This window comes from Haladaptatus litoreus (genome assembly GCF_900156425.1).
GTDB classification, from domain to species: Archaea; Halobacteriota; Halobacteria; order Halobacteriales; family Haladaptataceae; genus Haladaptatus; species Haladaptatus litoreus.
Genome location: NZ_FTNO01000001.1, coordinates 825251 through 837866 on the forward strand (window position 1 = coordinate 825251; position 12616 = coordinate 837866).

General features: G+C 59.7%; 13 protein-coding genes. 6 read left to right on the top strand and 7 right to left on the bottom strand.

Annotated features, from left to right (window positions below; all coding sequences use genetic code 11):
* The first annotated feature begins 84 nt into the window (after positions 1-84).
* Entirely contained in the window at positions 85-723 is a 639-nt protein-coding gene (locus BW974_RS04220; protein WP_076428274.1) for a cupredoxin domain-containing protein, read from the top strand.
* Between the two features lie 399 nt (positions 724-1122).
* On the opposite strand, the gene BW974_RS04225 is transcribed toward BW974_RS04220, so the two are convergent.
* Positions 1123-2565, bottom strand: a complete 1443-nt coding sequence (locus BW974_RS04225; RefSeq protein ID WP_076428276.1) for a short-chain fatty acid transporter — start codon at positions 2563-2565, stop codon at positions 1123-1125.
* 124 nt (positions 2566-2689) lie between these two features.
* Here BW974_RS04225 and BW974_RS04230 point away from each other — a divergent pair, with 124 nt between their 5' ends.
* On the top strand, positions 2690-3397 hold the full coding sequence (locus tag BW974_RS04230; protein ID WP_076428278.1) for a class I adenylate-forming enzyme family protein: 708 nt from the start codon (positions 2690-2692) through the stop codon (positions 3395-3397).
* Between the two features lie 47 nt (positions 3398-3444).
* On the top strand, positions 3445-4212 hold the full coding sequence (locus BW974_RS04235) for an aldo/keto reductase (protein ID WP_076428280.1): 768 nt from the start codon (positions 3445-3447) through the stop codon (positions 4210-4212).
* A 67-nt stretch (positions 4213-4279) separates the two neighbouring features.
* Here BW974_RS04235 and BW974_RS04240 read toward each other — a convergent pair whose 3' ends face one another.
* The 3 genes from BW974_RS04240 to BW974_RS04250 are packed head-to-tail and all read right to left on the bottom strand — an operon-like array spanning position 4280 to position 7303.
* Complete coding sequence (locus BW974_RS04240) at positions 4280-6256, bottom strand: AMP-binding protein (protein WP_076428282.1); 1977 nt, start codon at positions 6254-6256, stop codon at positions 4280-4282.
* Positions 6257-6302: 46 nt separating this feature from the next.
* Positions 6303-6614: a DUF7565 family protein gene (locus BW974_RS04245; RefSeq protein WP_076428284.1), complete on the bottom strand. Its 312-nt coding sequence runs from the start codon at positions 6612-6614 to the stop codon at positions 6303-6305.
* Positions 6615-6661: 47 nt separating this feature from the next.
* The gene (locus tag BW974_RS04250) at positions 6662-7303 is read right to left on the bottom strand and encodes an HAD family hydrolase (protein WP_076428286.1); all 642 of its coding nucleotides are present in this window, start codon (positions 7301-7303) and stop codon (positions 6662-6664) included.
* 109 nt (positions 7304-7412) lie between these two features.
* Here BW974_RS04250 and BW974_RS04255 point away from each other — a divergent pair, with 109 nt between their 5' ends.
* Positions 7413-8147, top strand: a complete 735-nt coding sequence (locus BW974_RS04255; RefSeq protein WP_076430231.1) for a PHP-associated domain-containing protein — start codon at positions 7413-7415, stop codon at positions 8145-8147.
* Between the two features lie 35 nt (positions 8148-8182).
* Here BW974_RS04255 and BW974_RS04260 read toward each other — a convergent pair whose 3' ends face one another.
* From BW974_RS04260 to BW974_RS04270, 3 genes are all read right to left on the bottom strand, one after another.
* Positions 8183-8662, bottom strand: coding sequence for a metal-dependent hydrolase (locus BW974_RS04260; RefSeq protein ID WP_076428288.1), 480 nt, complete (start codon positions 8660-8662; stop codon positions 8183-8185).
* 41 nt (positions 8663-8703) lie between these two features.
* Positions 8704-9207 (bottom strand): CinA family protein, encoded by a 504-nt coding sequence (locus BW974_RS04265; protein ID WP_076428290.1) that lies wholly within the window; start codon positions 9205-9207, stop codon positions 8704-8706.
* A 64-nt stretch (positions 9208-9271) separates the two neighbouring features.
* The gene (locus BW974_RS04270) at positions 9272-9631 is read right to left on the bottom strand and encodes a nuclear transport factor 2 family protein (RefSeq protein ID WP_076428292.1); all 360 of its coding nucleotides are present in this window, start codon (positions 9629-9631) and stop codon (positions 9272-9274) included.
* A 74-nt stretch (positions 9632-9705) separates the two neighbouring features.
* Between BW974_RS04270 and BW974_RS04275 the strand changes: the two genes are divergently transcribed.
* Positions 9706-10806 (top strand): pyridoxal phosphate-dependent aminotransferase, encoded by a 1101-nt coding sequence (locus BW974_RS04275; protein ID WP_076428294.1) that lies wholly within the window; start codon positions 9706-9708, stop codon positions 10804-10806.
* A gap of 738 nt (positions 10807-11544) precedes the next feature.
* Complete coding sequence (locus BW974_RS04280) at positions 11545-12582, top strand: ArsA family ATPase (protein WP_076428296.1); 1038 nt, start codon at positions 11545-11547, stop codon at positions 12580-12582.
* The last annotated feature ends 34 nt before the right edge of the window (positions 12583-12616 follow it).

Consider the following 12616-nt stretch of genomic DNA (forward strand, 5'->3'; position numbering starts at 1 on the left):
TGCCCAGTCTAATCTCTTGTTCGAGCCGAATGAGCTAAGCATATGCATATCTATAGATAGGTAGTACAGGAAGTACACGCTCGAATGTCCCACGTTGAGTTTTCACGCAGGCAGTTCGTACAGACGATGATTGGAGCGGGCGTGCTCGTCGGTGTCGCGCGAGGACAGGCCGCGACGTTCGAATTAGGCGGCCAACTGTCGGGATGGATTGGTCGCGCTCCAGACCCGATCGCTGACGAGACGAATCCGACGATTCAGATGCAGGCCGGAAAGACGTACGTCATCGCGTGGGAGAACATGGACGGGCAACCGCACAACATCGCCATCGCGGACGGGGAGGGAAACACGCTGGAAGAAACCGAAGTCGTGAGCACGAGGGGACAGGTACAGACGCTTGAGTTCACCGCGAAACCTGCCATGGCGACGTACTTTTCGCAACTCGACGAGCAGTCGATGCGCGGAAAAATCGAAATCGTCCAACCGACGACCACCGCGACCACGAACGGGACGAACAACACGACGACGAGTACGCCAACGTCTACGACTGCAACGACTTCTTCGACACCATCGGCCACGACGACGCAATCGACTGCTCCGAATTCGACGGACACAGCTACGGAGACGACGAGTTCGACGGAAGGTGGAAGCCTCCCCGGGTTCGGATTTCTCGCCGCCCTCGGCGGTATCGCGGGACTGAGCTATCTACTCCGTCGAGACGATTGACTTTTCCGCGTGCGCACGACGGAAGGAGTGCGCGATAGGCAGACGAGACAACCGCTATAATTCCTCGAACTTTCATTGACAGCAGGAATCAGCAACCGACACATCAGCCAGAGTCAGAATCTACACAATCGACAGCATCAGAATTACACATCCACTAGAGTGCCAGCACACTCTCCGCGAGTGAGGAGGAACGACGAACGAGCGGGCCGACGAATCCCTCGAAGGAGCGTCGAAGCGCGACTGAGGGGGAGAGGAATGTCTTCGTGAGAGGAGCGAGTGAATGGCTCGGAAGTCGCACGCCCGCGGAACGCAGTGAGCAGGAACGTCTTCCAGTGCTTTTGGTCCAGATTTTGCCAGTGAGCGCGGTGGAACCGCGCTCACTGGCAAAATCTGGTGGTTCTACATCGGCAGAACCGTAATTCCCACCGCGATGATGACGCCACTGCCGAGCAGAACGAGCACACAGTACCCCATGATATCACGAACCGATAGACCGCTGATTGCGAGGAGTGGAATGGCCCAGAAGGGCTGAATCATGTTGGTCCATGCGTCACCCCACGAGGCGGCCATGGCGACACGAGGAACGCTGGTTCCGCTGGATTGTGCGGCGGTAACGAGCGTTTCGCCGATGACTGCCCACTCGCCACCGCCACTCGGGACAAAGAAGTTCACGACGCCAGCGGTGAGAAACGCCACCGCGGGGAGGGTGCCGTCGGGGGACACCTGCACCATTCCCTGCGCGATTTGCGTGGCGAGGCTGGTCGAACCCTCCGGCGCGTAGCTCATGATTCCCATGATACCAGCGTAGAACGGGAACTGAAGGATGATACCCCAGACGTTTTCAACTGCCTCTTTCATCGCCTCGATGTAGTTCGCAGGCGTACCGTGCAGGAGGATGCCGAGGAAGAGGAATGTGAAGTTGACGATGTTCAGGTCGAGGTTGTTCCATGGCATCGTGCCGTCCGCGATTCCCCGCCAAAAGTAGCCGAAAACTGCCAACAGGCCGCCGAGGCCGATTCCCCACGCAACGGCGCGGGAGTGTTCGATTCGGTCAGCGAAGGTCGTCGTTCCGGTGGGTACTGTCGTTACTTTGGTTTCCGCCTCGCCGCCGTCCGCCGCGGCTTCGAGTTTGGCGGGGTCGATGGGACGCTTTTTCTCGTCGCTCTCGGGGTACATCAGCACGAACAGGAGCGGGAGGAAGACGAGGCCGACCACGACGAACAGCACGAGATTTGCGGTCGTGAAAATCGTCTGGCTCGTACCGATAGTGTCGTTGAGAACGCCGCTTGCGATGAGAAAGTTGCCGTTGTCTCCAGCCGAGTTCAAATTCAGCGGAATCGACGCCGCGAGGCCGCCGTGCCAGACGATGAACCCCGAATACGCACCAGCGACGATGATGGGGAAGTCGATGGTTCGAATCTCCTCGGCCACTTTCCGGGCGAAGATTCCGCCGACGACGAGTCCGAGTCCCCAATGAACGAACGACGCGAGTGCGGCAACGGCGGGAACGAACGCGACGGCACTCCGTTCGCTGGACGGGATGGCCGCCGCTCGGGTCAGTAAGCCATCCACGAATTCCGTTTTTGCCAGTCCGTAGCCCGTCATCAGGATGAGCGTCATCTGCATCGCGAACGTGAGCAATCCCCAAAAGCCGCCGTACCAACCCGTGACGAGAATATTTTCCGCGTGGGAGAAATACCCATTCGGCCCGGGAGAAACCGCAACGAAGGCAAGTCCATACGTGACGACTGTGAGAATGATTGCGAACAGGAATGCGTCCGGAAGGTAGCGTTCGACGACGTGGGAACTTCCTTCCGCCATCTTTCGAATTACGTTTACCATAGCTACGTCAGAGAGTGTCTAGCAATTAAATATAAAGGTTAGTCAGACACGGTGACGGCAGACGGAACGGTGGCGAAACCATCGGAACCGCCGGGCTTTTGCGCACACCAATCTGAAAGCCGACATGGACGCACTCTCCGACCTCGTCGCCCGCGAACGACGGAGCGACGACCCGGTGCTTTCGGTTCCCGATTCGCGGGGATACGACTACCATCGTCTCTGTACGACTGCGTGGAAAACGGGGAACTTCTTCCGCCATCTCGGTGTTCGAGACGGTGTCACGGTTGGCATCGTTCCGTCAAGTTCCGCCCAGTCGATTCTCGGTTTCCTCGGTGCAACCCTGCTCGGTGCGAGCGTGCGATTCGACCCGCCGCGGGACATCGATGCCCGGGTGCTTCTCGCGCCGACCGAGACAGTTGGTGACTACGAACTGCCGCCCGGTGGCCAGTACGTCGGCCACGGGGAGAAACCCGCCGACCCGACCGTTTCGCATTTCGAAACCGACGTATGGAGCGAAAATCCAACATTTCCCGAGACGGCCCTCTCACCCGAAACGATTGCACTGACCGGCGAAAGGGACGTTTCGCACGCGGAACTGCTCGCGACAGGAAGCGCAGTCTGCGACCGGTGGAACCTCGAACCCGGCGACTCCGTCGTCGTTCGCGCCCCGCTTTCCGACCCGCGGGTCGTCGCTGGCGGAATCATCGCGCCGCTGGTTGGTGGGGCGGAAATCGTCCTCGACGCCGACCGAACCGGGGACTTTGCGGTTTGCAACGACGCTGAAGCCGCGCCGGAATCCGTCAGTATCGCGCCGGACGTGATTACGCTCTGAGGTTCCGGAACCACATCGGTTAGGTTCTTCCGCCCGAATTTTGCGCCATGTCAACCGACGCGCTTCCGGAAATCGGACTCGGGACGATGGGGATTTCCGACCCCGAGCGAATCGCCAGCGCCATCGAGATGGGCTATCGCCACCTCGATACTGCACAGATTTACGAAAACGAGGAAGTCGTCGGGAAAGGAATCGAACTCGCGGATATCCCCCGCGAGGAGCTTTTCGTCGCCACGAAAGTCTGGGCCGACAGCCTCGCACACGACGACGTGATTGCGAGTACGGAAACCAGCCTTTCGAAACTCGGCCTCGAATCCGTCGATTTGCTCTACGTCCATCGACCAATCGAATCCTACGACCCCGAGGAAACGCTTCCCGCATTCGATGCACTGCGAGAACAGGAACGAATCAAGCACGTCGGGGTGAGCAATTTTACTCCGGAAGAACTCGATACTGCCCGCGAGGTTCTCGACGCGCCGATTTTCGCCCATCAGGTCGAAATGCACCCCCTGTTTCGGCAGGCCGACCTCCTCGCTGACGCTCGTCGGCACGGCACGAATCTCGTGGCCTACTCGCCAATCGCGCAGGGCGAGGTGTTCGACCTGCCGGAACTGACCGCAATTGCCGAGAAACACGACGCGACGGAAGCGCAGGTTGCCCTCGCGTGGCTCGTGGAGACGGGTGCGGTTCCGATTCCGCGCTCGCAAAGTGACGCCCATCTCCACCAGAATTTGGCCGCACGGAACATCGAACTCTCGGCGGGGGATGTGAACACAATCGGATCAATCGACCGCGAAAAGAAACTGTTCGAATAGATTCGATTGGGATGGGCGAGTCAGTCGCCGTCGGAGACTGACTCGCTTGGAACCCCCGTTTTACTCTTTACTTCGCGTCTTCGAGTTTGTCGAGCGAGTCGGGATTCTCGATACTGCTCATGTCGCCCAACTCCTCGCCCGTGTAAGCCGCCTCGATGGCCCGGCGGATGATTTTGCCTGACTGCGTTTTCGGGAACTCGTCCACGAACAGGATTTCGCGGGGGCGGAACGGTTTGCCGAGTTCGTCGCCGACCTGTTCGCGCAGTTCCTCGCGCAGGTCGTCGTTGCCGGTCACGTCCCCTTCGAGGATGACGTAGGTGACGACGGCCTGTCCGGTCGTGTCGTCCGGCACGCCGACCGCGGCGGCCTGATTCACCGCCTCGTGGTCCATCAGCGCACCCTCGACTTCGGCAGGGCCGACCTTTCTACCAGCCACGTTGATGGCGTCGTCGGAGCGCCCGTGGAGGAACCAGAAGCCGTCCTCGTCCTTCTGTGCCCAATCGCCGTGGTTCCACATGTCGTCGAACGTAGACCAGTAGGTGTTCAGATAGCGTTCGTCGCCCGACCAGAGCGACTTCGTCATGCTCGGGCAGGAATCACGCGCGACGAGGTAGCCGCGTTCGTGGGTGTCCACGATGGATTCGCCCTGCTCGTTGACGATGTCGATGTCCATGCCGAGTCCCGGCCCGCCGAGGGTGCACGGTTTGAGCGACTGAATCGGCATCGGCATGAGGAAACAGCCACAGATTTCGGTGCCGCCCGAGATGTTGATGATTGGCGCTTCGCTCCCGCCGACGTTTTCGTAGAACCACTGCCATGATTCCGGGTCCCACGGTTCGCCGGTCGAACCGAGTAGGCGAAGCGACGAGAGGTCGTGATTTTCCAGCCATTCGTCGCCATACTGCCGGAGCGCCCGAATCGCGGTCGGGGAAATGCCGAACGTCGTCAGTCCGTGTCGGTCGATCATCTCCCAGAACCGGTCGGGGTCGGGGTAGTCCGGCGCACCTTCGTACATGAAGACGGTGCCGCCGAAGGCGTGGTTCCCGATGAGCGTCCACGGCCCCATCATCCACCCGATGTCGGACACCCAAAAGAAACGGTCAGAATCCTTGTGGTCGAAACCGAAGTAAATCTCCTTCGCACACTGCATCAACTGCCCGGCGTGGGTGTGGACGATACCTTTCGGTTTGCCCGTCGTTCCAGAGGAGTACAACAGCATCGCCTCGTCACTGGAATCGAGTTCTTTCGTCTCGTACTCGTCGTCCTGCGTGAGGACTGCTTCGTCCCACCACTCGTCTCGCTCGTCGTCCCACGGAATCTCCGCGCCCGCGTCAGTGCCCAGTCGCTCGTAGACGATAGTGTGTTCGACGTGGCCGACCTGCTCTATCGCTTCGTCCGCCGTGTTCTTCAGCACGATGTCGCTTCCCCTGCGGTAGAAGCCGTCGCCCGTGAACAGCACCGAACATTCGGAATCCTCGATTCGCGTCGCGGTCGCGTCGGTACCGAACCCGGAGAAGATGGGCACCGCAATCGCACCGACTTTGAAGATGCCGTACAGAATCGAGTTAACTTCCGGAACCATCGGCATGTAGAGGCCGACGGTGTCGCCTTTTCCGATGCCGCGCTCTTCCAGCGCGTTCGCCACCTTATTCGATTCGCGCTGGAGTTCGTGATACGTGATTTCCCGAACGTCGCCCGGTTCGCCTTCCCAGATGCAGGCGACGTTGTTCCGGTTCGGACTGTCGGTTCGCGCGTGCCGGTCGAGCGTGTTGTGCGCGATGTTGATTTTCCCGCCGGGGTACCAGTCGGAAAACTGCGGCCCGTCGGTGTCGTCCCGAACCGCGTCGTACTCTTCGTAGAACTCGATTCCGAGGTACTCCACCAGTTCGTCCCAGAACCAATCGACCTCGCCGCACGTTTTCTCGATTAGTTCCTCGTAGTCCGCGATGTCGTGTTCCTGCATGAACTGCCAGACGTTCGTGGACTCCACGAACTCCTCCGTCGGTTCGTGGACGATTTCGTTTACGTCCGCAAGCGTATCCATATTGGAACGATTGCGTACCCGCCTCAAAATAGTTTACTTCGTCCCGTCAGGGGAGTTCGGTTCCGCTGGTTCCGTCGAGTCGCTCGACCACCTGTTGGAGGTTCGCCGAATCCTCGATTTCGTCTCGGATTCGCTCCCGAGTTCGAACGTCGCTCGAATCGGCGTCGTAGGCGCGGACGTACTCGGCGCGCGAGTGTTCTTCGAAGGCGTGCCGGATGGCGAAATAGCCATCCGGTACGACCGTTCCGCAGACCTTACATTCGCGGCGCTCGTGCTCCGTGGTCTGGTGGACGATGGCGTTCTCGACGCTGTCGAAGTGTTCCCCACAGCCGTCGATGTCACATTCCCAGGCGGGCATTCGTGTGTTGACTCTGTAATCCCGATGATAAAACCTTTTCCTGCTCGTCAGGCGAGAAGCGTTCGAACAGCAGAAAGCTCCTCGACACAGTTGTCTGCCCGCGAATCGACCGATTCCGAGAGCAAAACGCCCGTAAACCCTGCTCGTTGGGCCGGAAGCACGTCCCGTTCGACGTCGTCTGCGACGAATACGAACCCATCTCCTGATAGTTTCTCTTTGGCGACCTCGAAAATTCCCGATTCCGGTTTTCCGACGCCGACCTCGCAGGAAACGACGACAGCATCGAAATAGGAGTCGAGGCCGTGTGTCTCCAGTTTCGCCCGCTGGACGTGTCCAGCACCGTTCGTCAAAATGCCGAGTTCGTGGTCTGGGTCGTCTGCGAACGAAGCGAGCAGTTCGTGCGCGCCATCCACGAGGTCCGTGTGCGACAGTTCCACCTCGATGAGTGCGTCGGCAAACGTCTCGCCGTCGGTGTCGAGGGAGAAATCGTTACAGAGGTCATCCAGCGCGGCCCGATACGGTTCCGGATGGCACTCTCCGAAATAGTCGAGAAAGGAGGTCACGTATTCGTCGTGGAGTCCATCGTGGTCGGAGACGTTCGCTTCGTGCCGCGCTCGCTCGAACATCTCCTCGAAGGAAATCTCGTGATGTACCAATGTTCCGTCGAGGTCGAAATACAGAGCCGTCATCGGTGTTGACTTTCACACATCCCTACTTCTAGCTCTCGAAACCAGAACCACTATCGTCCGACCTTCACAAAAGTACGCCGTGACCGACTGCGACGAGTTTCGTGTCGATATGCACGTGAAAGTGCTGGACGAGCAGGTCGTCCAACGAGCAAAAGACCGTAGTCTCGATGCATTAGTCTACGCGCCGCATTTCGTTCGGCTTCCGGAGATACGTCGGCAGGCGGAGCGGTTTTCGGACGATGAACTGCTCATCGTCCCGGCGCGAGAGGTGTTCACCGGGACGTGGCGCAACCGGAAACACGTCCTCGCGGTGGGACTTACCGAACCCGTTCCGGATTTCATCACGCTCACCGGAGCAATGCAGGAACTCGACCGGCAGGGTGCCGCCGTTCTGATTCCCCATCCGGAGTTTCTCAACGTCGGCCTGTCGGAAGCGGACATCTGCGTCCACGGCGATGTCATCCACGCCGTCGAAACGTACAATCCGAAACAGCTTCGACGACACAATCGCCGAGCGAAAGAAATCGTAGAAGACACCGCCAAACCGGCATTCGGGTCGTCGTATGCACACCTCCGTCGGAGCGTCGGCGAGGCGTGGACGACGCTCGACACGCACGTCAAAACCGCGGCAGAACTGGTGGAGCGAATCCGGGACGGCGGCCTCACTCGCGTTGTCCACCGGAATGGGCGTTCGCACGAACTCCGCCGACGGGCGGAGTTCGCGCACCTCGGTTGGGAAAACACATGGGGGAAATTCAACCGACTAATTCTTTCGGGGATGGAAGCGACCCATCCAGACCGCGACGAATACGACGGTCGATTCGACGACGTGAGCGTGTACTGAAAATCGTCGTTGCCGCCGGTTCTACTCCAACCGACTTACTGCATTCCGACAGCCGTCAGACCGGCGTCCACGACTAACTGGTGATGAACCAACAACGCCGCCACGGCGATTTCGAAGGCTGTGACCAGGAGCGTGACGCTCGTCGCGTGATTGCTACTCACGGCGACGCCGAACGGCGCGCCGAACTCTTTTTCGTAGGGGTAGAACCACGCGAGTCCGCGCTTGCTTCCGAGCATGTCCAGCACGTAGTGGGTGAGAACGCCTATCCAAACGTATTCGAGGTTACCGAACACCAATGGGAAGACGTAGAACAGCCCCAACACCGGAAGATTGTGAAGCGTCTTTCTGTGTTTACCGAAGGCCGTGTCCACATCGGGAAAGAGCGCCCCGAGGATGACCGGAACCCCGACTTCGATGATGGTGTAGAACGTGACCGTATCGCCGGACGGATGGAGCACGTACCCGAGTCCGATAGCCAGCAGTGCGGCGTTCAGGACGTGTTCTTTCCGATTCATTCGATTGCACGTCCCACCCTGCAGTATCAAGGTTTTCCTTTTTATCTCAGTTCGGAGAGAACATCGACAAGCGCCTGCCGCGCGATTTTTGCTTTGATTTCCGCCCGCGACCCGTCGAACTCGTAGCGTTCGACGGTCGCGTAGCTATCCCCGGTTCCCCACTCGCCCGTGTGGGCAACTCCGATGAAGACGGTGCCGACTGGCTTTTCCGATGTTCCACCGGTCGGCCCTGCGATTCCGGTCGTGGCGAGTCCCCACGTCGTTCCGGAAACGTCCCGCGCACCGCGCGCCATCTGCCGAGCCACAGGTTCGCTTACAGCCCCGTGTTCGTCAAGCACCTCGCGCGTGACGCCGAGGTGTTCCATCTTCGCGTCGTAGGAGTAGGTGACGAACCCGCGGTCGAAGTAGTCGCTCGACCCGGAAACGTCGGTCAACAGCGACCCGATGAGGCCGCCGGTACAGGATTCCGCAGTTGCGATGGTCGCGCCTGCATTTTTGAGGGCATCTGCGAGTCGTTCCTCGATTGGGTGGGCGTCGGTGCTCATGCGGGAGAAAACGCAACGGGCGAGAAAGAAGGTAGGGGTCGAACGGGCGAAATCGGGTGTCCTATCAGACCGTATCGCGGTCGGTGTAGGTCGTTCGCTCCGTTATCTTGCTCTCCGAATCGAACCGGTGAAAATCAGAAAAGCCGAACGAAACGCGCTCGCCGTCTTGGACGCCGCTGAATCGCCCGCGGACGGCTACCGTGTCCTCGCCGATAATCAACTGCTCGATTTCGTGCTCACCGTCTTCGAGCGGTCGGCCATCGAGGTAGAACTCGCGGAACTCGGCTATTCCGGACAGCGGTGACTGGCCGGGACGCTCGTACACGATGTCGTTCGCGAATAGCGAGAATACGTCCTCGTAGGCTTCGGCGTCGATGTAGTCGTAGTACGACCGCACCGCATCCGGATCGACAGTTGGCTCCATACTTCGACTGCGATTTCCGAACAGCTAATGATTTCGGGCGAAAGAAAGACTTGCCAGTACTGCAACCACCCGGTATGGACTACGATACCCCGTTGTTCTTTCACGTGATGTCCTACGCCATGGAAGCAGAACACGACGTTATCGACATGGTCAGCGGTAATCCCGACTGGGGGTCGCCGCCCGGAATTTCCGACGGACTGCACGAATACGCCGACCTCGGTGGTGCTGATTTCCAGTACCCCCCGAGCGAAGGTCTGCGTGAATTACGCGAGGAAATCGCCGCCCGGCGCGACGTTGACCAGTCGCAGGTCGTCGTGACCTGCGGTGGCGGCGAGGCGAACTATCTGGCGATGGCCCGCGCGATGGAGCGCGAATCGGGCGACGAGTTCATTCTAACCGACCCGGTGTATCCGTACTACCCCGGCAAAACGAAGATGCTCGGCGCAACTGCGCGGTTCGTCGCTACCGACGAGGACGGCACGCTCTCGCCCGAAGCAGTCCGTGAGCAAGCCAGCGAGAACACAGCCGGAATCGTCGTCAACTCGCCGAACAACCCGACTGGTGCAGTGTACGACGAGGAGACGATGCGCGAGTTCGTCAGTATCGCCGAGGAGTATGACGCACTGCTCGTCAGCGACGAGGTGTACGACCACTTCGATTTCTCCGGGAAGTTCACCAGCGCGTTGTCGTTCGACTCCGACAATCGCATCGTCACGAACTCGTTTTCGAAAACCTTGGCAATCACCGGTTTTCGCGTCGGCTACGCAATCTTCCCGCCGGAACTCGTGGACGTGGCGAAAACCCGGCACATGCTGACCAATGTGGCGACGAGTCGTCCGGCGCAGTACGCGGTGCTCCATGCGCTCCGCGAGACGACGCCCGAGTACCACGAGGAGAATCGGCAATTGTTGAAATCGCGAGTGGAGACGTTCACCAGCGCACTGGACGCCGCAGGCGCAGACTACTCGGAACCGGACGGCGCGTTCTACGTCATGGCGCGATTCCCCGATTTCCCCGGCACGCTCTCGAACGTCGAGAAACTCATCGACGAGGCGGGCGTGGCAGGCATGCCCGGCGAAGCCTTCGGCTCGTCGCGCGACGACTGGGTTCGATTCGCGCTCGTCACGCCGGAAGTGGAGGAAGCCGCGGAGCGACTCGCGGATTACTTCGGATAGACGCTACTGGACTGCTTTGGTCGTCACGCTCCGGATTGGCGCACCCATCCGAGTTCAGTACGTGGGTTAGGCAGACTATCGGTCGTTGCGAAACCGGGGATTTTGTGGCGTTTCGCAGTTACGACCGGAAGTGTCCGCCGTGTTTGGTTTCGGCTTCGTATTTGAACTCTAGGGAGTCGTGTGAAAACGGAATTTGTGTCGGGTCGGCAATCGCTGTTGTTGCGTCGCATTTTTCGAGTAAATCACGACGTCACTGAAACCGCCGTCGCCGCACCGCCACCGCAGTCTCCCCAACCTCCCCGCCAGCGCAGGATTGGACTCGCGTCTCTGTCGTTCGGCACTCGTCCGAGTGCGCTGGCGCATCCTTTCGGCTGATTTAACCGAGCGATGTGGCGCGCGCTGGCGAGGCGTCTCGGACATCGTCGGGCGAGACGCCGAGCTGAGGCCGCGCGAGGTCTTCGTGAGCGACGGAGGAGCGAGCGAATGGCTCATCAGAGCGTGCCTCTGATGGTGGATGAGTGAGCGAGCGCCAGCGAGTGAGCGAATCGGTTGGGGAGGTTCGTGGCTGATGCGGGGCGGTTGCTGTCTGATTGGAGTCGGGACTACCTAGCGGTATTCCTAAATTAGTTTTCTAAAATTGACAGCTACATCGAAACGTCTCGATTGAAAACCCCGTCCACGAAAACGCGGCGACGAGAGATACAGAAGCTACACAAACCTCCGCCGGATACCTCCGGTATGGCCGAAATCGACGTGGAGGCCGTCGAACGAATCGACGAGGGGGACGTTCCGACGGGCATCGAGGCGCCGGAGTACGTACTGTACGGCGGGAAAGGAGGCGTCGGCAAAACGACCTGTGCCGCCGCGACGGGGCTTGCGAGCGCTCGCGACGGCACCCGGACGCTGGTCGTTTCGACCGACCCGGCGCACTCGTTGTCGGATACGTTCGAATGCGATATTCCAGCGGAGGCGACGAAAATCCGCGAGGAGATTCCGCTGTACGCCGCCGAAATCGACCCGGACGCGGCGCTGGAAAATCAAGCCGGAATGCTCGGAACCGACAGTCCGCTCGGTGGGATGCTCGGAAACGAAGAAGACGGGCCGATGGCGTCCCTCCTCGGCGGGGCGATGCCGGGGGCCGACGAGGCCGCCGCGATGCAGAAACTCATCGAATTTCTGGACGACGACCGATTCGACCGCGTGGTAGTGGACACCGCTCCAACCGGGCACACGCTTCGACTGCTCGAACTGCCCGAAATCATGGATACGATGGTGGGCCGAATCGTCTCGCTCCGTCAGCGATTCCAAGGCATGATGGACGGAATGAAGGGAATGTTCGGCGGCGAAGCCGACCCGAAGGAAGGAATGGACGATTTGGATGCGATGAAGGCCCAAATCGAGCGTCTTCGCACGACGCTCCGCGACCCGTCGAAGACTGATTTCCGCGTCGTCATGATTCCCGAGGAGATGAGCGTCTTCGAATCCAAACGCCTGCTCACGCAGTTGGACGACTTCGACATCCCCGTCGGAACCGTGGTCGTAAACCGCGTGATGGAGAATCTGGCCGACGTGACGGACGCCGTCGATTCGAGCCAGTTCGTCACGCCGAACCTCGACAGTTGTGAGTTCTGTCAACAGCGGTGGGACGTTCAACAGGGCGCTCTGCGAGAAGCACAAGAGGTGTTCCGCGGCCACGACATCAAGCGCGTTCCTTTGTTCGCCGACGAAGTGCGAGGAGAAGAGATGTTGCGCGTCGTCGCGGCCTGTCTGGAGTAGGGCTTGAAAAGGATTTCAACGCAGGCGTAATCCA